Genomic DNA, 18,957 nt, shown 5'->3' on the forward strand with positions numbered 1-18,957 from the left:
GCGCTTCGAGTGAAGGGGACCCTCGTGCGCCGGGTATCCAAGATCGCCGTCGCGGGCATCGCTACCGCGGCTCTCGCGTTCTCCGCCACCGCGTGTGGCAGCAGTTCGGGTGAAGGAGACAAGGACAAGGGCATCGGCCTGGCCTACGACGTGGGCGGCCGGGGCGACCACTCCTTCAACGACTCGGCCGCCAAGGGCCTCGACAAGGCCAAGAAGGACCTCAAGGTGGGCGGCAAGGAGATGACCGCCAAGAACACCGACACCGAGGCCGACCGCTACCAAAAGCTCGCCGACCTCGCGGATGCCGGCTACAACCCGGTCGTCGGCGTCGGCTACGCGTACACCCCCTCGCTCGCCAAGGCCGCCAAGAAGTACAAGGACACCGACTTCGCCATCGTGGACTCGGTGGTCGAGGCGAAGAACGTCACCAGCCTGGTCTCCGCCGAACACGAGGGCTCCTACCTGGCCGGCGTCGCCGCCGCGCTGAAGAGCAAGTCCGGCAAGGTCGGCTTCATCGGCGGCACCAACAGCGCGCTGATCAAGAAGTTCGCCGCCGGCTACGTCCAGGGCGTCAAGGCCACCAAGCCGAAGGCCACCGTGGACGTCCAGTGGGTCACCCCGGGCAGCACCGATGGCTTCGCCCTGCCCGACCGCGGCAAGGACATCGCCGAGGGCATGCTCGACAAGAACATCGACGTCATCTACTCGGCGGCGGGCGGCTCCGGCGCGGGCGCGATCGAGGCGACCGCCAAGAAGAAGGGCACCTGGTCGATCGGCGTCGATGGCGACCAGTATTACGAGCAGGGCCTGGCCAACTACAAGAACTCCATCTTGACCTCGGTGGTGAAGAACGTGGACGGCTCGGTCTACGACTTCATCACGAGCGTCCTGAAGGACAAGAAGCCGATGACCGGGGTCCAGACGTACGACCTCAAGCAGGGCGGGGTCTCGCTCTCGTACTCCGGCGGCTTCCTCGACGACATCAAGCCGAAGATCGAAGAGGCCAAGAAGAAGATCATCGCCGGCGACATCAAGGTGACGTCCACCTACTCGGGCTGACCCACGCGCTGGCCGCGAGGCCGCTGCACCGGGCCCGGAGGCAGCCGCGCCGGCTGCCTGCGGGCCCTCTCGCTGGGGCTGGGGCGTCTGACCCGGCACCTCCGGGCCCCCGTCACCACCCCACCTCTTCCAGGAGTCCCCATCAAAGCCGCCAGCGCCCCCACGGGCGAGCCACCCGCAGGAGACGGGCCCCCCGTCGCCGTTGAACTCAAGGGGATCACCAAACGGTTCCCCGGAGTCGTCGCCAACCACGACATCGACATCTCGGTCCGTCGTGGCACCGTGCACGCGCTCGTTGGCGAGAACGGCGCGGGCAAGTCAACGCTGATGAAGATCCTCTACGGGATGCTGCGCCCCGACGAAGGCACCATCGCGATCGAGGGCCACCCGGCGGCGCTGCACTCCCCGGGCGACGCCATCGCACGCGGCGTGGGCATGGTGCACCAACACTTCATGCTCGCCGACTACCTGACCGTCCTGGAGAACATCGTCCTGGGCGCGGAGAAGCTGCACGGCATCGGGGCCAAGGCGCGGGCGAGAGTACGGGAGATCTCCGACGCGTACGGGCTCAGGGTGCGGCCCGATGTGCTGGTCGAGGACCTCGGCGTAGCCGACCGGCAGCGGGTGGAGATCCTCAAGGTGCTCTACCGGGGCGCCCGCATCCTCATCCTCGACGAGCCGACCGCGGTCCTGGTGCCGCAGGAGGTCGAGGCGCTCTTCGACAACCTGCGCGACCTCAAGGCCGAGGGCCTGACCGTCATCTTCATCTCGCACAAGCTGGGCGAAGTGCTCTCCGTCGCCGACGACATCACCGTCATCCGGCGTGGCACGACCGTCGCATCCGTCGTCCCCGCCGAAACCACCGCCAGGCACCTCGCGGAGCTGATGGTCGGCAGCGAACTGCCCTCACCCCAGACCCGCGAGTCCACCGTGACGGACATCGAGATGCTGCGCGTACGGTCGCTGCGGCTGACCGCCACCGACGTGGACGGCGTGGACCGTGCCGTACTCGACGGCATCGACCTCACCATCCACAAGGGTGAGATCCTGGGCATCGCCGGCGTCGAGGGCAACGGTCAGGCCGAACTGGTCGAGGCCATCATGGGCATGCGCGACCCCGACAGCGGCCAGCTCACCCTGGGCGGGCAGGACATCTCGCACGCCCCCACCCGCGCCCGCCGCGAAAGCGGCATCGGCTACATTCCCGAGGACCGGCACCGGCACGCGCTCCTCCTGGACGCGCCGCTGTGGGAGAACCGCATCCTCGGGCACGTCACCGAGCCGCCCAACAGCCGCGGGCACTTCCTCGACCCGGGCGCCGCGCGGCGCGACACCGAACGCATCGTCACCGAGTACGACGTGCGCACCCCCGGCATCGAGGTGACGGCGGCCTCGCTGTCCGGTGGCAACCAGCAAAAACTCATCGTCGGCCGGGAGATGAGCCATCTGCCCCGGCTGCTGATCGCCGCCCACCCCACGCGCGGCGTGGACGTCGGCGCGCAGGCCCAGATCTGGGACCAGATCCGCACGGCCCGCAGCGAAGGGCTCGCGGTGCTGCTGATCTCGGCCGACTTGGACGAGCTGATCGGCCTGTCCGACACGCTGCGGGTGATGTACCGGGGGCGGCTCGTCGCCGACGCCGACCCCGCGACCATCACTCCGCAGGAACTGGGCTCGGCGATGACCGGTGCGGCCACCGGCCACCTGGAGCACCCCACCGACGCGCCGGGAGAGGGCCGATGAAGAAGTTCGACAAGGAACGGGTGCTGCTGGCGATCGCCGCGCCCGTGCTCGCGTTGATCGCCGCGTTCGCGCTGACCGCGCTGGTCCTGCTGGCCACCGGCAAGGAGCCGTTCAGCGCCTTCGGCGTGATGTTCGAGTACGGAGCCAAGTCCGACAGCCAGGTCTACATCCTTAACAAGGCCACCACGTACTACCTCGCCGGCCTCGCCGTCGCCATCGGCTTTCGGATGAACCTCTTCAACATCGGCGTGGACGGCCAGTACCGGCTCTCCGCCTTCTTCGCCGCTGCCGCAGGCGGCGCGATGGACCTGCCGGGCCTGGTGCAGATCCCGCTGATCATCCTGGTCGCCATGCTGGTGGGCGCCATGTGGGCCTCCATCGCCGGCCTGCTCAAGGTCTACCGCGGCGTCAGCGAGGTGATCAGCACCATCATGCTGAACTCGCTGGCCACCGCCTTCATCAGCTATCTGCTCGTGGACGGCAAGCTCGGGGTGCTCGACCCGGACACCAACATCGTGTCCACCGAGCCGCTGCCCGCCTCCAGCCACTTCTTCACCATCCCCACCGGCGGCGACCTCGACCCGGTCTGGGGCTTCATCGTGGTGGCCGTCCTCGCCGGGCTCGCCTTCTGGTTCGTCCTCGGCCGCACCCGGTTCGGCTTCGACCTGCGCTCGGTGGGCCGCTCCGAGCCCGCCGCACAGGCCAGCGGCGTCAACGTCAAGCGCATGGTGGTCACCAGCATGGTGCTCTCCGGTGCGATGGCCGGGCTCGTGGGCATGCCGACCGTACTCAACGACACCCACCAGTTCACCGCCGACTTCCCCCTCGGCGTCGGCTTCACCGGCATCGCCGTCGCGCTGCTCGGCCGCAACAACCCGGTCGGCATCGCGCTCGGCGCGCTGCTGTGGGGCTTCCTCGAACGAGGCGCCAACCGCCTGGAGTTCGAGGGCTACGACAAGGAGATCGTCGGCGTGATGCAGGGCGTCATCGTGCTGTGCGTCGTCATCGCGTACGAACTGGTACGCCGCTACGGCACCAAGCGCCAGCAGCAACGGGTAGGCGCCGAACTCGCCGCCCAAACCGTCAACCTCACCAAGCGGGAGGTGGCCAAGTGAGCGGCACCCCGGTTCTCACCAAGACTCCGGCAGACCCCGAAGGCTCCGGCGGCGCCTCGCGCGGACGGCTGTCCTTCGCCAAGGTGCTGCTGATCATCGCGGGCGCACTGCTCACGCTGTCAGTGGTACGCGAGATCGTCGACCAGGTCGCCTCCGGGCAGGCCCCCGCCTTCCGCGACATCACCTCATCCGGGCAGATCGCCGCGGGCCTGTCGATGGCCGTGCCGATCGGCCTCGCCGGGCTCGGCGGGCTGTGGGCGGAGCGGGCCGGGGTGGTCAACATCGGCCTTGAGGGGATGATGATCCTCGGCACGTTCTTCGGCGCCTGGGCCGGCTACCAGTCCAACCCCTGGCTCGGGGTGCTCGCCGGAGCGCTCGGCGGCGCGGCCGGCGGCCTGGTGCACGCGGTGGCGACCGTCACCTTCGGCGTGGACCACATCATCTCCGGTGTGGCCATCAACATCCTGGCCCTGGGCGCGACCACCTATCTGGCCAAGCGCTGGTTCGAGCCGCTGTCCGACCAGGGCGGCAGCCCCAAGCAGTCGCCGCAGGTCGATGACATCCAGCAGTTCACCGTGCCGGGCCTGGCCGATTGGCTGCTGGACCTGGAAAAGCACCACTGGTTCCTCGTCTCGGACCTCGCGGGCATCCTCGGCGGCCTGGTCACCGACATCTCGGCGCTGACCATCGTGGCCGTCGTCCTGTTCGTCGGCACCTTCTTCGTCTTGTGGAAGACCTCGTTCGGGCTACGGCTGCGCTCCTGCGGTGAGAACCCCGTCGCCGCCGAGTCGCTCGGCGTCAACGTCTACCTCTACAAGTACGTGGCCGTCGTCACCTCCGGCGCGCTGGCCGGGCTCGGCGGCGTCTTCCTCGCCCTGGTCCGCTCGCACATCTACAACGAGGGCCAAACCGGCGGCCGGGGCTACATCGGCCTCGCCGCGATGCTGTTCGGCAACTGGCGCCCCGGCGGGCTGGCCATGGGCGCCGGCCTGTTCGGCTACTCCGACGCGCTCCAACTACGCAGCGGCGGCGCCACCGTGCACGCCCTGATACTGCTGGTCGCGCTCGGCCTGCTCGCACTGGCGGTATGGCGACTGACCCGTAAGCAGCACATCGCGGCCACGCTGAGCGGCCTCGCCGCTGCGCTGCTGATCGTCTGGTACGCCATGACCGACTCGGTGCCGAACGAACTGGTCGGCGCCACGCCGTACATCGTGACCCTGCTGGTGATGGCCCTGGCAGCGCAGCGACTTCGCATGCCCAAGGCCAACAACAAGCCCTACCGAAGAGGCCAAGGCACATGAGCGAACCCCGCGACGCCCCTGCTCCGCTCGACGCGAGCGGCTGGCGGGAGCTGCGGGAACGGGCCCGGGACGCGATGTCCCGGGCCTACGCCCCTTACTCCAGCTTCCCGGTCGGCGCAGCCGCCCTCGTGGACGACGGCCGCACCGTTGTTGGCTGCAATGTGGAAAACGCCGCGTACGGGGTGGCGCTATGCGCCGAATGTGGCCTGGTCTCCGCCCTGTTCGCCAGCGGCGGCGGTCGGCTGACCGCCTTCACGTGCTGCGACCGCAAGGGACGGGTACTCATGCCCTGCGGCCGGTGCCGTCAGCTCCTGTGGGAGCACGGCGGCCCGGAACTCCGCGTGGACACCGCCTCCGGCATCCGCCCACTCGCCGAACTGCTCCCGGACGCCTTCGGCGCCGCCGACCTCGAACGGTAGTTTTCTCACCGGCGGCACGAAGAGTGCCCGACGCACGGACGTGCTGGGGTACCCCACAGGTGCCGACGCACCCCGGGTGCCGACGCACGCGAACGTACAGAAAGGCCCGCACGCCCATGGACGCCATCTCCGTCATCCGCGCCAAGCGCGACAACGGCCGTCTCACCGACGCCCAGATCGACTGGATCATCGACGCGTACACCCGCGGCGAGGTCGCCCACGAGCAGATGTCCGCGCTGGCCATGGCGATCTACCTGAACGGCATGGACCGCGCCGAGATCGCCCGTTGGACCGCGGCGATGATCGCGTCGGGTGAGCGGATGGACTTCTCCGCGCTGCCCCGCGTGACCACCGACAAGCACTCGACCGGCGGCGTCGGCGACAAGATCACGCTGCCCCTCGCCCCGCTCGTCGCCGCCTGCGGCGCCGCCGTACCGCAGCTCTCCGGCCGCGGCCTCGGCCACACCGGCGGCACCCTGGACAAGCTGGAGTCCATCCCCGGCTGGCGGGCCGCGCTGAGCAACGGCGAGATGATGGCCGTGCTCGCCGACGTCGGCTCCGTCATCTGCGCGGCGGGCGACGGGCTCGCGCCCGCTGACAAGAAGCTGTACGCGCTGCGCGATGTGACCGGCACCGTCGAGTCCATCCCGCTGATCGCCTCATCGATCATGTCCAAGAAGATCGCCGAGGGCACGAGCGCGCTGGTCCTGGACGTCAAGGTCGGCTCCGGCGCCTTCATGAAGGACATCGCCGCCGCCCGCGAGCTGGCCACCACCATGGTGGGCCTTGGCACCGATCACGGGGTGAACACCGTCGCGCTGCTGACCGACATGTCCACCCCGCTCGGCCTGACCGCGGGCAACGCACTGGAAGTGCGCGAGTCCGTGGAGGTGCTGGCCGGCGGCGGCCCGGCCGACGTGGTGGAGCTGACGCTGGCCCTGGCCCGGGAGATGCTGGCGGCGGCGGGGCTGCCCGACGCCGACCCGGCCAAGGCCCTGGCGGACGGCTCGGCCATGGACCACTGGCGGCGGATGATCCTCGCCCAGGGCGGCGACCCCGACGCGGACCTGCCCGTCGCCCGCGAACAGCACGTCGTCAACGCGTCATCCGCTGGTGTCCTGACCACCTTGGACGCGTACGCGGTCGGCGTCGCGGCCTGGCGTCTGGGCGCCGGCCGCGCCCGCCGCGAGGACCCGGTCCAGGCGGGCGCAGGCATCGAACTGCACGCCAAGCCCGGCGACCAACTCGTCGCCGGCCAACCACTACTGACCCTGCACACCGACACCCCGGAGAAGTTCCCGTACGCCCTGGAGGCATTGAACGGCGGCGTACTGATCGCCCCCAAGGGCACGGAGTTCGAGCCGAACGCGGTGGTGCTGGACCGGATCGGGTAGTGCGGGGGTGCGTCGCACGCTCGCACGTTCGAGTGGCGGGTTGCGGTGGACCGGCCCCGGACCGGTTGGGCATGCTGGGATCGGTGACGTAACCAATGGAGGAGACCGCCATGAGCGCACTCACCGTCGATCACTCGTCGGCTGCTGGTCAGGAGTGGGATGACCTGGTCCGCATCTGGGAGCAGACGGACGCACCCGAGGGCTGCAAGGTGGAGATCATCGAGGGGATCGTCACCGTGGCACCACCGCCGGCCTGGGAACACAACGACGCCGCTGACGAGGTGCAGCGAGTGCTGTACGGGGTTATCCCCAGGGACTGGGCGATCTATCAAAACCTTGGGCTCACCGTGCCGGAACGCAAGGGGGCCTTCGTACCCGATCTTGTCGTAATTCCCAAGGCGGCGCCGAGGGGGGAGAAGGGCTACTCGTCAGCGGGCGAGGCACGGCTCGTTGTCGAGATCACCTCGCGCAGCAACGCCAATCACGACAGAGTCGAGAAGCTTCGCGCGTACGCCACGGCAGCCGTGCCCCTCTACCTCCTGTTGGACGCCTGGCACTCGGGCAAACCCACGGCCACGCTTTACGGGCAGCCGAAAAACGGGTTGTACCGGGTTCTCGACACGGTGGCCTACGACAATGAGCTCCCATTGCCGGAGCCGTTCAACATCACGCTGGACACCTCGCTCTTCCCCGTGGCGTGACTCGGGCGTACGGGGGCCCTGAGCACACAGGCCCCCCGTACAGCAAGCCCTGCTACCGCGCCGCCACCAGCGCCCGCCGCTGCACCAGCGCCTTGCGTGTCGCGTACAGGGTGATGCCCGCCGCCCCCACCATCGCCGCCAGGCCGAGCACGACCGTGCCCTCCCAGCCGGCCGCGTGGAAGGCGACGGCGCCGAGCGTGCCGCCCGCGCTGCTGCCCAGGTAGTACGCCGACTGGTAGAGCGCTGACGCCTGCGCGCGGCCCGTCGTGGCGGTTCGGCTGACCGACGAGGAGGCCACCGCGTGCCCTGCGAAGAAGCCCGCGGTGATCAGCACCAGGCCGAGCAGCACCGCGACCAGCGACGCGGTCAACGACAGCAGCAGGCCGAAGGTGGTGGTGCCCACCGCCAGATACAGCGCGCCGCGCCGACCGAGGCGCCCGACGAGCCGGCCCGCCGCCGCAGAGGAGGCCGTGCCCACCAGGTACACCAGGAAGATTGAGCCGACGATGCCCTGCGGCAGGTTGAACGGCTCATCGATCAGCCGATAGCCGATGACCGTGTAGACCGCGCCGAACACGGTCATGAACAGTGCCCCGATCGCGTACAGGCGGCGCAGCAGCGGGTCGGCCAGATGGCCTTTCACGGTGCGGGCCAGATCGCGCGGCCCGACCGGGCGCGAGGTGAAGTGCCGGGCCGGCGGCACGAGCAGGCGGAAGACCACCGCGCACACCACGGCCAGCACCCCCACCGCGGCCAGCGCGGCCCGCCAGCCCCATGCCTGGGCCACCCAACCGGTCACGATGCGGCCCGACATGCCGCCGATGCTGTTCCCGGCGACGAACAGGCCGATCGCGCCGACCAGCGCCTTGGCCCGTATCTCTTCGGCCAGATACGCCATCGCGGACGCGGGCACTCCGGCCAGCGCCGCGCCCTGCACCGCGCGTAGCGCGATCAACCAGCCCAGGTTCGGCGCGAACGGGGTGAGCAGTGCGACGACCGCGGCGATGCTCAGCGACGCTGTCATCAAGGTGCGCCGCCCGAAGCGTTCGGACAGCGCGCTCAAGGGCAGCACGGCGAGTGCGAGGGCGCCGGTGGCGGCCGACACGGTCCAACTGGCCTGGCCGGGTGTGACGCCCAGGTCGCCCGAGATGGCGGGCAGCAGCGCCTGCGTGGAGTACAGCAGCGCGAAGGTGGAGATGCCGGCCGCGAGGAGCGCGAAGCTCATCCGGCGATATCCGGGCCCGCCGGGGCGCAGCTTGCTGCCCTCGGAGTTGGCCCCGGGGCCGTCGCCTCCACCACCGTTGCCCCCGCCGGAGGCGAGGTGCGCACCGCGGGAACCGCCGCCACGTGGGACGGGGTCGGCGGTCGCTGGCCTGGTCGCTGGCCTAGCCGCCGACGCGGCTGGAGGCGCGGTCGCTGACATGGCTGGCAGGGCGGCGGAAGAGGAGGCGGGGAACGGCGCGGCGGAGGCGCCCACACGGAGTTCGGTGGACGCCTCGATATCGGCAGGAGGCATGCCAACGACAGTAAGCAGCCCCCTTTCATGCGTCCAATGCACAACCTGGCGATAATCAATCCCATGGTGCATCAACACAGGTCAGAGCGTTCCCTGTCACGTCAGGGCAAGGAGAAAGTCACGTCGGACACACCACAGTCCCCCGCACCCCGGCCCCTCGCACCGCAGCCCCCCGCACCCCAGTCCCCCGCAAGGCCGTCCGCCCCGCCCCCCACCCAGGCGCCGAGAACCGGCGCGCCAGCGGCCCGCTCCCCGGGCGCGCTGCCGCCCGGCGGTGTGCCGAACGACGGCCCTGGCACCGCCGCCGCCTCCTGGGCGGCGGCACTCGCGCCGCGGCTCGTGCAGTTCGCCGCCGTTGCCCGGTACGAGCACGTCACCCGGGCCGCCCAGCAGCTCGGAGTGCCGCAGTCCACCCTGAGCCGGGCCATGGCCAGGCTCGAACAGGACCTGGGCGTCGCCCTATTCGCCCGGCATGGGCGGACCGTATCGCTCACCCCGGCCGGCCGTACCTTCCTCGCTTCCACCCAGCGGGCGTTGGCCGAGGTGGAGCGAGCCGCCGAGTCCGTACGCGCCGACGCCGACCCGGCCGCGGGCAAGGTCGCCTTCGGCTTCTTGCACACGCTGGGCTCGGAAACCGTCCCCGGGCTGCTGCGGACCTTCCGCGCTGACCATCCGCGGGTACGGTTCCAACTCGTCCAAAACTATGGCGAGGCGATGATCGAACGCCTTCGCGCCGGCGACCTGGACCTGTGTTTGACCTCGCCGGTCCCCGACGCGCCCGATTTGGTCGCACGCCGCCTTGACGAGCAGAAACTACGGCTGGTCGTCCCCGATGACCATCGGCTAGCCAGTCGCAAACGCGTCCGCCTCGCCGAGGCGTCCACCGAACTCTTCGTCACCCTGGAACCTGGCTACGGGCTGCGCCGGATCACCGACGCGGTGTGTGCCGAGGCCGGGTTCTCGCCGAAGGTGGCCTTCGAGGGCGAGGAGGCGGAGACGCTACGCGGCCTGGTCGCGGCCGGCCTCGGGGTGGCCCTGCTGCCGCCGCCGGCGGTGCCGCGGCCCGGCGTGGTGGAGCTGACGGTCACGGCGCCGCGCGCGGTCCGCGAAATCGGCGTGGCCTGGCTCGGCGGACACCCGGATACCCCGCCGGTCGCCGCGTTCAAGCGCTTCCTCCTCAGCCGCCGCGGCCAACTCCTGCCCCGCTGAAGGTGCCGCGGGGCCTTGCGATAGCACCGCCGTGCGGCCCAGCGGTCAGGGCTGCTCCGCGATCAACGGGTCCAGGGCCTCGTGCAGGTCCTCCTCGCCGATCGGGCTCAGCGCGCGGGCGGCGATCTTGCCTTCGCGGTCGATGAAGAGGGTGGAGGGGATGCCCTGGGGGTTGAAGCTGCCCTTGGGGAAGCGCAGCGCGAGTTTGCTCGTCGGGTCGTGCCAACTCGGGTAGCGCACCCCGAGTTCCTTCTCGAACTTGGTGGCCTGCGTCTTTTCGTGATCGCTGTTGAGACCGACGAACGCGACATCACCCGTGGTCTTCGCGGCGACCTTCACCAGGCTCGGGGTCTCCGCGCGGCACGGTGGGCACCAGGAGGCCCACAGATTGACCGCGACGACCTTGCCCTTGTAGTCGGAGAGCCGGACCGTCTCGCCGTGCAGGGCTGCCCCAACGACGTCGGGCGCGGGCTTACGGTCGGCCTTGGCCACGGTTTCGATGGTGCTGGACCCATGTCGGGTGAAGCTGGCCTTGCCCTTCGCGTCGCCGCTGCCACATCCGGTGAGGGCCACGGTGAGGGCGAGTGCGGTGGCCGAGAGCCCGGCCACGGTGGGGAGCGCGGGGCGGCGGCTGCGGGTACGGATGCGGGAAACCGGCCAGCGGGTAGGCATACGGGCAAGTCTTCCATGGGCCCCGTGGGGCCTTCCGCGCACCCCACGGGCGAGGCTACCGCCGCAGCGACGTGCCAAAGCCCGCTGCCAGCGGCATCCGCAGGCCGATCGGTGGCGGAGCCGCCAGCGCGTCGGTCAGTGGACGCGCGTAGCCATGATCAAACAGTGAACCAAGGGCGAAGTCGGCCGCCAGTGCGTACACCTCGGGACGGTGCTGCTGAAGCCGGTGGCCGTCCGTGTGCACCTCGAAGCGGCACACCTCGTTGTTGATCTTCTTGGCCCGCTCGGCGAGCCGATACGAGAGCTCGGGGTCGGTGTGTGTGTCGTTCGTGCCGTGCACAACGAGAACGCGCCTGCCCGCCAGGTGCTTCACCGGGTCCGGGCTCAGCGCCGCCTCCGAGTCCGGCAGCCAGGGAGCGAGTGCCAGAACCGAGTTGACGGCCGGATGCCCGGCGGCGCGTAGCGCGGCCCGCGCGCCCATCCCCACCCCGATGAGGCAGATCGGCACATCCCCGTAACGCCGGACCACCTCGTCCGCTGCCCACTGCGCATCCTGCGCTGGATGCGCTGCTGAACCGTTCCACCCGCGACATCGATAGCGCACGACATGGGCGGTCAGCCCCTCGGACTGCCCCGCCTTGGCCAGTTGGCGCCCCAGTGGCCACATCGCCGCCACCGAAAGGGGCGAAGGCCGCCGGGTGCCACTGGGCGCGCCACCGGGCAGCAACAGCACCACTCCGCAGACGGTTTCCCCCGCCGCGGCCATCCCCAACGGCCGCCCCAGCCGGGCGCTTCGATCCGGTCGTTCCGGCAACGCTTGCTGAGCCATGTCAGAACGATGGCAGAAGCACGGGTGTACTCCACCACGCAGGCTGGTCACTGTTCCGTATCTATCCGGGTGGCTATCAGAGGCGATCTACGCGCGTAGGGTCTATGGTGCGCAAATGACGAGCGAGAACACCCAGCGACCCAGCCCGGAACAAATCCGGCGTGCCCCCAAGGCGCTGCTGCACGATCACCTCGATGGTGGCCTGCGCCCCGCCACCATCGTCGAACTGGCCGACGAGGTCGGCTACCAGGGCCTTCCCGTCACTGACCCCGCCGCACTCGGCGACTGGTTCCAGGCGGCGGCCGACTCCGGTTCGCTGGAGCGCTACCTGGAAACCTTCGCGCACACCTGTGCCGTCATGCAGACCACGGAGGCGCTGCGCCGGGTGGCTGCCGAGTGCGCCGAGGACCTGGCGGCAGACGGTGTCGTCTACGCCGAGGTGCGGTATGCACCCGAGCAACACCTGGAGCGGGGGCTGACCCTGGAGCAGGTGGTCGAGGCGGTCAACGACGGCTTTCGGGAAGGCGAGCGCAGGGCGCGCGAGGCCGGCCACCGCATCCGGGTGGGCGCGCTGCTCACCGCGATGCGGCACGCCGCCCGAGCCCTGGAGATCGCCGAACTCGCCAACCGCTACCGCGATCTGGGCGTCGTCGGCTTCGACATCGCGGGCGCCGAGGCGGGTTTCCCGCCCACCCGGCACCTCGACGCGTTCGAGTACCTCAAGCGCGAGAACAACCACTTCACCATTCACGCGGGAGAGGCGTTCGGCCTGCCCTCGATCTGGCAGGCGCTTCAGTGGTGCGGTGCCGACCGGCTCGGCCACGGGGTGCGCATCATCGACGACATCGAGGTCGCCGACGACGGCGGCATCAAGCTCGGCCGCCTGGCCAGTTACGTACGCGACAAGCGCATCCCCTTGGAGCTGTGCCCCACATCCAACCTCCAGACCGGCGCCGCCTCCTCGTACGCCGAACACCCCATCGGGTTGCTGCGCAGGCTGCACTTCCGGGCCACCGTCAACACCGATAACCGGCTGATGAGTGGTACGAGCATGAGTCGCGAATTCGAGCACCTGGTATCGACGTTCCGATACACGCTCGATGACATGCAGTGGTTCACGGTCAATGCGATGAAATCCGCGTTCATTCCTTTCGATGAACGTTTGGCGATGATCAACGATGTGATTAAGCCTGGGTACGCCGAACTGAAAGCCGAATGGCTGTTCCGCCAGTCGGCCGCACAGACGGCGATGACCAGCGGCTCTGCCGGCAAGAAGGGCTGATTGCAGAATCTTCCAAGCGGGGGCGCGTCTGCGCCGTAGCACGCGACACCCCGATGGTTTTCCGGTGTTTGCCCGGCGTCGTTGCCGATGACTACGTTGCAGTGCCGCTCAAGAACCCCGTACCAAGGAAGATTTCTCATGAAGCAGGGAATGATCAAGACCCTCACCGTCGCCGCTGTGTGCGTTGCCTTCGCGGCCACCGCCGCGGGGACGGCATCGGCTGCCGAGACCGGCCGCGAGACGATCACCAAGCCCATTGGCGAGGCGACCGCCCTGCTGTCGAAGGCCGCTGCCGCCCAGAAGACGGAGAAGACCGCGCCCCCGGCCAACACGAACGGGCTGCGGAACCTGCTTGGCGGGGCGTCGCGCCGCTGACTCCCCAGCGCCCGGGCGACCGGCCGAGGGCGCACTCGGACAACCTCGGACAACACGGTGGGCCGTACACCCGGCAACGGGGTGCGGCCCATCGCCACGCGCCGGTGCGGTGCCACCGCCGAGCGGTCTGCGCTGCGTGGCGCGCGGGCCGCTTACCAGGCGTTGCGCTGGTACTTGTCCTCGGTGGGCAGCAGCGCCCACAGCGCGAGGTAGAGCAGGAACTGTGGGCCCGGCAGCAGGCACGAGGCCACGAAGATCACACGCATGGTGGTCGCGGACGTCCCAAAGCGTTGGGCGAGGCCCGCACACACACCGGCGATCATCTTGTTGCCCTGGGGGCGAACGAGAGCGGCGGACATATGGCGACTCCTTGTTAGTTGCATCGTTTGCGCCGTTTGCGTGAGCTTCCTCGGATTTTTTCGCTGTCATCCGAGGTGCTGTCGATAACTCCACGCTAGGCGCCCGAGGCGGACGAGGCGTCGCTCTACGGTGCGATCCCGACCCTGGGGATCTTCGGGGTCACCCCCGCAGCCGTCTCCTCCCAAAGAAGGGCGGGCTCGGGCGCCGACTGGTCCCGGCGGCGGAGCCACCCCCGTACGGCGGGCACCACCGCCAGATGCGCCAGCGCCACGCCAAGGGCGTTGATCAGCACCGTATCGACGTCTACGACCTGCCCCGCGATGGTGCTCTGGGCGAGCTCGACGGAGCAGGAGATCAACGCGCTGGCCAGGACCGTACGCAGCAGCGAGCCCAGCCGGTGGGCGTCGATGCGGCCCCCGGCCAGCGGCAGCAGGACCCCCAGCGGCGCGTACAGCAGCAGCTCACGCCCGATGCGCCGGGTGGCCTCGGCGAAGCCGAGTTCCAGATCGCCGCGGATCGAGGCAAGCGGCTCAAGATTGGCGGCCGTCACCCAGGTAGCAGTCAGCGGACGCAAGGACACCCAGGCGATGAAGGCGAGCTGCGTGACGAGAAGAAGGATGCCCGCGACGCGGAATCGGATGTCGGCCGTGCGGCCGGGACCATGACCCTGCACGTCAGTCAGGACGCGCCATGCCCTCGCTGCGGTTCCGCGACCACCATGGGTGACGGGACTCACCATCCGGCGCCCCAGACGGGCCGGGCCATTCCAGCACCCCGCGGGGCCGGCATGACGCCACTCACCCCACCCATCCATGGCATGGACGTACCCCAGGTGCCCGGCTCACCTCAGTGCCTTGGGCGTCGGCCTCGCTCCAGTGCCCCGAGCAGCTGCTTCACACCAGCGTCTCGGGCAACTGGCTCACTCCAGTACCGTGCCCGAGCTCTGCGCACTTTGGGGGCGGGAGCGCAGGTCGCTCCCGCACTCGTAGCGCTTGAGCCCTCCGGCGCCGGTCGCCTCCTCGCCATCGGATGCGGCGGGTCCGCCGAGCACCACCGCTCGTTTGCCGCGCACCGCGGACGTCTCAGCGAAGGTGCACACGAGCTGTGCCAGGGCGTACGAGGGCAACTCGTCGGGCTCCCGATTCAGCCGCAGCGTCCCTGTCGGATCGCCCTCAACGGGGCCCGAGACCTGAATCCGCTTCCCCACCTCGGTGCTGAACCCGGCCTTCAGCTCGGCCGTCGATGGCCACCGCTGGAGCTGGGCGAGCAGCGCCCGCGCAAATTCCTCCGGACGAGGCGCCTCATCCCTCTTCGGTAGCCGCAGCGCCCGTGAGACGGGTAGCAATTGCGAGGTGCACACGAGATGGATGGTGATGGCGATGTCATCGGTGGGCTGGGTGGGCACATCGGCGGCGGGCGCCTTGCACGAGGCACGGGATGGTGCGGCGCCCGCGTCCACCGGAACAGAGGTGGAACGAATGCCGCACCCGGCGACCAGCAGCGCGCCGACCACACCGAAGACGCCAAGAAACGTCGCCCGCCCACGCGCTACCCGCCGGGCCCGCCGCGGTGCGTCGTCGGGCGAAACACCAGCCCTGGAGGAAAAACCCGCGCCGGGTGGGGAATCGGATCGCTCTGCCTCGGGCGGGCCCGCGGTCCGGGGGCTCATTGCTCGCTCCTTTTGTCTTTCTTGTCCCGGTCCCGCTCGCTGTCCTTGCGCTCCGCGTCCTCGACCAACTGCGTGGCGTCCATCGGCAGCCGCAGCGTAAAGATCGCGCCGCCATCGGTGGAGTTGACGGCGGTGATCTCGCCCCCGTGAATGTGCGCGTTCTCCAGGGCGATGGACAGGCCGAGGCCGCTGCCCTCCGAGCGCGGCCGGGAGGCGCTGGCCTTGTAGAAGCGGTCGAAGACGTGCGGCAGCACCTCCTCGGGGATGCCGGGGCCGTGGTCGCGCACCTCGATGAGCAGATCATCGGCGTCGGGCCGCACCGAGACACGTACCGGCGAACCGCCGTGCTTGAGCGCGTTGCCGATCAAGTTGGCGAGGATGACGTCGAGACGTCTGGGGTCGAGCCGGGACACGATGCCGCGCTCCGCGTCGAGGTCCACCGCGTCCAGCCAGGCCCGCGCATCGATGCACGCGGTCACCTGGTCGGCGACGTCCACCTCGTCCACCACGAGCCGGGCGGTGCCCGCGTCGAAGCGGGTCACCTCCATCAAATTCTCGACCAGGTCGTTGAGCCGCCGGGTCTCGCTGATCACGAGTTGGACGGCGGGCGCGATCATCGGGTCGAGCGAGTCGGCCTCCTCCTCCAGCACGTCCGTCACGGCGGTGATGGCGGTCAGCGGCGTCCGAAGCTCGTGCGACATATCGGCGACGAACCGGCGGCTGGACGCCTCCCGCCCGCTCAGCTCATCGACCCGCTTCTCCAGCGATTCGGCCGTGCGATTGAACGTACGGGACAAATCGGCCAGTTCATCCGTGCCCGAGACGCGCAGCCGGGTGTCGAGCTTTCCCTCGCCGAGCTTGCGGGCGGCGTCCGCAAGCCGTTGCACCGGCCGCAACACCGTGGCCGCCGCGGCCTGTGCGAGCAGCGCGGAGCCGATCAACGCGAGCCCGGTGGCGATCCCGAGGGACCACGCCAGCGAGTTGAGGTCTTGCCGCTCGTTCTCCAGCGACTTGAGCATGTACCCGGTGGGCCCGCCCCCGATCACCTTGGCGCCACCCACCAGATACGGCGCGCCGTCCAGCGAGATCCGCTGCCAGTACAGGTGGTACGGGTACGCGTTGGAGCTGTTGACGCGGCGCTGCGTGTTCACCGCCGTACGCAGCGACTTCGGCACCGCCTTCCAGCCGAACGCGTCCTCGTTGGAGAACGCGGCGCAACCCGGGCGGTCGCCCTTGGAGGTGAGGAGCAGCACCTCGTACTTTTGGGAACTGTCCGCTATCCGGTCGGCGGCCAGCTCCAACTCATGGCACTCCGGCTCCAGCGGCAGCGACCCGGTGTTGTCCTCAAGGGACTTGTGGAAGTCGTCGAGGGCAGCGTTCTGCGTCCGGTTCAAGACGGCGTCCCGGTTCAGCCAGTACGCGATGCCCGACGCGGACACGGCGGCGACCAGCGCCACCACGGCGAACACGAGCATCAACCGCAGCCGCAGACTCATCCACCGCAAAAGTCCCGCAGCCCAGCCCCGTACTCGACTGGGCTCATCCGTCACTGGGGCGTGTCCAGTCGATAACCGACCCCGCGCACCGTACGGATCAGCGTCGGCGACGAGGGAACGTCCTCCACCTTTGCGCGCAGCCGCTGCACACAGGCGTCAACCAGCCGCGAGTCACCGAGATAATCGTGCTCCCACACCAGGCGCAACAGTTGCTGGCGGGAGAGCGCCTGCCCCGGGCGCCGGCTCAGTTCGAGCAGCAGTCGCAGCTCTGTGGGGGTGAGCTGGAGGTCGTCGCCGTTTTTGGTGACGGTCATGGCGGAGCGGTCGATCACCAGTGAGCCAAAGGACGCGGAGTCGTTCGCCTCCCGCTCGCCGCGGCGCAGCACGGCGCGGATGCGCGCGTCGAGCACTCTGCCCTGCACGGGCTTGACCACGTAGTCGTCCGCGCCGGACTCAAGGCCCACCACGACGTCGATGTCGTCGCTTCGCGCGGTCAGCAAAATGATCGGCAACTGATCGGTACGCCTGATGCGGCGACACACCTCAAAGCCGTCAATACCGGGCAGCATCACATCCAACACGATCAGGTCAGGCCGCTGCTCGCGCAGCAGCGTCAGGCCGTCCTCTCCCGTGGCCGCCGTCGCCACACGGTGGCCCTGGCGGGACAGGGAGAGTTCGAGGGCCGTGCGGATGGCGTCGTCGTCCTCGATCAGCAACAGGAAAGGCACGTTGGTCATTCTGGCCTACAGGAGGGCTGTAGTTCGACCTCCGGGGCAGCGCTCGGCGGCTCGCCCGGCTCAGAACCCCTGTGACAGGGCTGTGACAGTCGGCGGACAGCGTGATGAAACTGGCTTGGCAGTGTGATGGGCATCGGGAGGAACTCACCCGGTACGCAAGCTGACCGAGCAAGCTCCATGACGGGGGGCGCGACATGAACACCTTGCACAGCACAACGACCAGCGCAGGTATTCACACGCGCCTACCCGCCGGTTGGAGCTGGGGGAGCCCTCAGACGGAGTCTGGGGGAGAGAAGTCCGGTGCCGTGAGCGGACGGGGGTGCGCTCGCGGTACCGGGCGTCAGCGGTCGCCCATCATGTATGTGGCGGCGGTTGACGCGGACGCGGAGGCCCGCGGGGGCACCGCGGTCGCCGTAGGCCACGGGGGAAGCGGACAGGGGGAGGCACAGCGGAACGAACGGACCGAGGCGGAGTTCACCGCCTACGTTCGAGAGCGCCGCGCCTCCCTGTTCGCCACCGCCTATCACCTGACCGGTGACCGGTTCGAGGCGGAGGACCTGCTGCAAAGCGCGCTGTTCTCCACCTACCGGGCCTGGGACCGGATCAGCGACAAGGCGGCGGTCGGCGGATATCTCCGCCGCACCATGACGAACCTGCACATCAGCGCCTGGCGCCGGCGCAAGCTGAACGAGTACCCGACCGAGGAACTGCCGGAGACCGTGGGCGACCACGATGCGATGCGCGGCACCGAGCTGCGCGCCGTCCTGTGGCAGGCACTGGCCCGGCTGCCCGAACTCCAGCGCACCATGCTCGTACTGCGCTACTACGAGGGCCGCACCGACCCGGAGATCGCCGAGATACTCGACATCAGTGTCGGCACGGTCAAGTCCAGCATCTGGCGCTCGCTGCGGAGGCTGCGCAGCGACGAGGTGCTCGCCTTCGGGCGGGACGAAGAGGAGTCCTTCGGGGAGCTTGTCGCCTGAAGGCGGGGGGAAATCACGGGGGAAAACGGGGGGGATCACGGGGGAAGCAGCGCCGTCTTTCGGGGGAGAGGCGGAGCTACGGGGGAACACACGG

Annotated in this window: 19 protein-coding genes; 11 read left to right on the plus strand and 8 right to left on the minus strand. The window is 69.4% G+C overall.

Annotation, left to right across the window (positions count from 1 at the left end):
• Positions 1-24 precede the first annotated feature (24 nt).
• The 7 genes from FHS42_RS08945 to FHS42_RS08975 all read left to right on the plus strand — a co-directional run bounded on the left by FHS42_RS08945 (position 25) and on the right by FHS42_RS08975 (position 7,735).
• Positions 25-1,059, plus strand: a complete 1,035-nt coding sequence (locus FHS42_RS08945) for a BMP family lipoprotein (RefSeq protein ID WP_184570587.1) — start codon at positions 25-27, stop codon at positions 1,057-1,059.
• A gap of 141 nt (positions 1,060-1,200) precedes the next feature.
• Complete coding sequence (locus FHS42_RS08950) at positions 1,201-2,802, plus strand: ABC transporter ATP-binding protein (RefSeq protein ID WP_184570796.1); 1,602 nt, start codon at positions 1,201-1,203, stop codon at positions 2,800-2,802.
• Positions 2,799-3,917: an ABC transporter permease gene (locus tag FHS42_RS08955; protein ID WP_184570589.1), complete on the plus strand. Its 1,119-nt coding sequence runs from the start codon at positions 2,799-2,801 to the stop codon at positions 3,915-3,917. Before FHS42_RS08950 ends, FHS42_RS08955 begins: the two co-directional genes overlap by 4 nt.
• The gene (locus FHS42_RS08960) at positions 3,914-5,221 is read left to right on the plus strand and encodes an ABC transporter permease (protein WP_184570591.1); all 1,308 of its coding nucleotides are present in this window, start codon (positions 3,914-3,916) and stop codon (positions 5,219-5,221) included. Before FHS42_RS08955 ends, FHS42_RS08960 begins: the two co-directional genes overlap by 4 nt.
• Entirely contained in the window at positions 5,218-5,640 is a 423-nt protein-coding gene (locus tag FHS42_RS08965) for a cytidine deaminase (RefSeq protein WP_184570593.1), read from the plus strand. Before FHS42_RS08960 ends, FHS42_RS08965 begins: the two co-directional genes overlap by 4 nt.
• Positions 5,641-5,756: 116 nt before the next feature.
• Positions 5,757-7,034: a thymidine phosphorylase gene (locus FHS42_RS08970; protein ID WP_184570595.1), complete on the plus strand. Its 1,278-nt coding sequence runs from the start codon at positions 5,757-5,759 to the stop codon at positions 7,032-7,034.
• Between the two features lie 110 nt (positions 7,035-7,144).
• Positions 7,145-7,735, plus strand: coding sequence for a Uma2 family endonuclease (locus FHS42_RS08975; protein WP_184570597.1), 591 nt, complete (start codon positions 7,145-7,147; stop codon positions 7,733-7,735).
• A gap of 52 nt (positions 7,736-7,787) precedes the next feature.
• Here FHS42_RS08975 and FHS42_RS08980 read toward each other — a convergent pair whose 3' ends face one another.
• Positions 7,788-8,960, minus strand: coding sequence for an MFS transporter (locus FHS42_RS08980; RefSeq protein ID WP_184570798.1), 1,173 nt, complete (start codon positions 8,958-8,960; stop codon positions 7,788-7,790).
• A 567-nt stretch (positions 8,961-9,527) separates the two neighbouring features.
• Between FHS42_RS08980 and FHS42_RS08985 the strand changes: the two genes are divergently transcribed.
• Complete coding sequence (locus FHS42_RS08985; protein WP_312866781.1) at positions 9,528-10,460, plus strand: LysR family transcriptional regulator; 933 nt, start codon at positions 9,528-9,530, stop codon at positions 10,458-10,460.
• Positions 10,461-10,505: 45 nt separating this feature from the next.
• On the opposite strand, the gene FHS42_RS08990 is transcribed toward FHS42_RS08985, so the two are convergent.
• Both FHS42_RS08990 and FHS42_RS08995 read right to left on the minus strand, forming a co-directional pair.
• Positions 10,506-11,132: a TlpA family protein disulfide reductase gene (locus tag FHS42_RS08990; RefSeq protein ID WP_184570599.1), complete on the minus strand. Its 627-nt coding sequence runs from the start codon at positions 11,130-11,132 to the stop codon at positions 10,506-10,508.
• A 55-nt stretch (positions 11,133-11,187) separates the two neighbouring features.
• Positions 11,188-11,961, minus strand: coding sequence for an alpha/beta hydrolase (locus tag FHS42_RS08995; protein WP_184570601.1), 774 nt, complete (start codon positions 11,959-11,961; stop codon positions 11,188-11,190).
• A gap of 115 nt (positions 11,962-12,076) precedes the next feature.
• Between FHS42_RS08995 and FHS42_RS09000 the strand changes: the two genes are divergently transcribed.
• Positions 12,077-13,243 carry an adenosine deaminase gene (locus FHS42_RS09000; protein ID WP_184570603.1) on the plus strand — a complete coding sequence of 389 codons (1,167 nt, stop codon included), beginning with the start codon at positions 12,077-12,079 and terminating at the stop codon, positions 13,241-13,243.
• Positions 13,244-13,381: 138 nt separating this feature from the next.
• Positions 13,382-13,618 (plus strand): hypothetical protein, encoded by a 237-nt coding sequence (locus FHS42_RS09005; RefSeq protein ID WP_184570816.1) that lies wholly within the window; start codon positions 13,382-13,384, stop codon positions 13,616-13,618.
• Between the two features lie 152 nt (positions 13,619-13,770).
• Here the strand turns inward: FHS42_RS09005 and FHS42_RS09010 are convergent, their stop codons facing one another.
• From FHS42_RS09010 to afsQ1, 5 genes are all read right to left on the minus strand, one after another.
• Positions 13,771-13,977 carry a PspC domain-containing protein gene (locus FHS42_RS09010; protein ID WP_184570605.1) on the minus strand — a complete coding sequence of 69 codons (207 nt, stop codon included), beginning with the start codon at positions 13,975-13,977 and terminating at the stop codon, positions 13,771-13,773.
• Between the two features lie 125 nt (positions 13,978-14,102).
• Entirely contained in the window at positions 14,103-14,651 is a 549-nt protein-coding gene (locus FHS42_RS09015; protein ID WP_312866782.1) for a VanZ family protein, read from the minus strand.
• 246 nt (positions 14,652-14,897) lie between these two features.
• Positions 14,898-15,647, minus strand: a complete 750-nt coding sequence (locus FHS42_RS09020; protein ID WP_246494383.1) for a hypothetical protein — start codon at positions 15,645-15,647, stop codon at positions 14,898-14,900.
• The gene (locus tag FHS42_RS09025; protein ID WP_184570610.1) at positions 15,644-17,143 is read right to left on the minus strand and encodes an ATP-binding protein; all 1,500 of its coding nucleotides are present in this window, start codon (positions 17,141-17,143) and stop codon (positions 15,644-15,646) included. The genes FHS42_RS09020 and FHS42_RS09025 overlap by 4 nt, the downstream gene beginning before the upstream one ends.
• A 50-nt stretch (positions 17,144-17,193) precedes the next feature.
• Positions 17,194-17,871, minus strand: a complete 678-nt coding sequence (gene afsQ1, locus FHS42_RS09030; RefSeq protein ID WP_184570810.1) for a two-component system response regulator AfsQ1 — start codon at positions 17,869-17,871, stop codon at positions 17,194-17,196.
• Between the two features lie 203 nt (positions 17,872-18,074).
• On the opposite strand from afsQ1, the gene FHS42_RS09035 reads away from it, so the two are divergent.
• Complete coding sequence (locus tag FHS42_RS09035) at positions 18,075-18,863, plus strand: SigE family RNA polymerase sigma factor (RefSeq protein ID WP_184570612.1); 789 nt, start codon at positions 18,075-18,077, stop codon at positions 18,861-18,863.
• The last annotated feature ends 94 nt before the right edge of the window (positions 18,864-18,957 follow it).

This window comes from Streptomyces zagrosensis (assembly GCF_014203645.1).
Taxonomy (GTDB): domain Bacteria; phylum Actinomycetota; class Actinomycetes; order Streptomycetales; family Streptomycetaceae; genus Streptomyces; species Streptomyces zagrosensis.

What these genes read in the sequence shown, in the direction of transcription:
- FHS42_RS08955 (WP_184570589.1), top strand. Translation starts at nt 2,799, where the DNA reads ATGAAGAAGTTCGACAAGGAACGGGTGCTGCTGGCGATCGCCGCGCCC.
- FHS42_RS08965 (WP_184570593.1), top strand. Translation starts at nt 5,218, where the DNA reads ATGAGCGAACCCCGCGACGCCCCTGCTCCGCTCGACGCGAGCGGCTGG.
- FHS42_RS08970 (WP_184570595.1), top strand. Translation starts at nt 5,757, where the DNA reads ATGGACGCCATCTCCGTCATCCGCGCCAAGCGCGACAACGGCCGTCTC.
- FHS42_RS08975 (WP_184570597.1), top strand. Translation starts at nt 7,145, where the DNA reads ATGAGCGCACTCACCGTCGATCACTCGTCGGCTGCTGGTCAGGAGTGG.
- FHS42_RS08980 (WP_184570798.1), bottom strand. Translation starts at nt 8,960, where the DNA reads ATGAGCTTCGCGCTCCTCGCGGCCGGCATCTCCACCTTCGCGCTGCTG.
- FHS42_RS08990 (WP_184570599.1), bottom strand. Translation starts at nt 11,132, where the DNA reads ATGCCTACCCGCTGGCCGGTTTCCCGCATCCGTACCCGCAGCCGCCGC.
- FHS42_RS08995 (WP_184570601.1), bottom strand. Translation starts at nt 11,961, where the DNA reads ATGGCTCAGCAAGCGTTGCCGGAACGACCGGATCGAAGCGCCCGGCTG.
- FHS42_RS09000 (WP_184570603.1), top strand. Translation starts at nt 12,077, where the DNA reads ATGACGAGCGAGAACACCCAGCGACCCAGCCCGGAACAAATCCGGCGT.
- FHS42_RS09005 (WP_184570816.1), top strand. Translation starts at nt 13,382, where the DNA reads ATGAAGCAGGGAATGATCAAGACCCTCACCGTCGCCGCTGTGTGCGTT.
- FHS42_RS09010 (WP_184570605.1), bottom strand. Translation starts at nt 13,977, where the DNA reads ATGTCCGCCGCTCTCGTTCGCCCCCAGGGCAACAAGATGATCGCCGGT.
- FHS42_RS09020 (WP_246494383.1), bottom strand. Translation starts at nt 15,647, where the DNA reads ATGAGCCCCCGGACCGCGGGCCCGCCCGAGGCAGAGCGATCCGATTCC.
- FHS42_RS09025 (WP_184570610.1), bottom strand. Translation starts at nt 17,143, where the DNA reads ATGAGTCTGCGGCTGCGGTTGATGCTCGTGTTCGCCGTGGTGGCGCTG.
- FHS42_RS09035 (WP_184570612.1), top strand. Translation starts at nt 18,075, where the DNA reads ATGAACACCTTGCACAGCACAACGACCAGCGCAGGTATTCACACGCGC.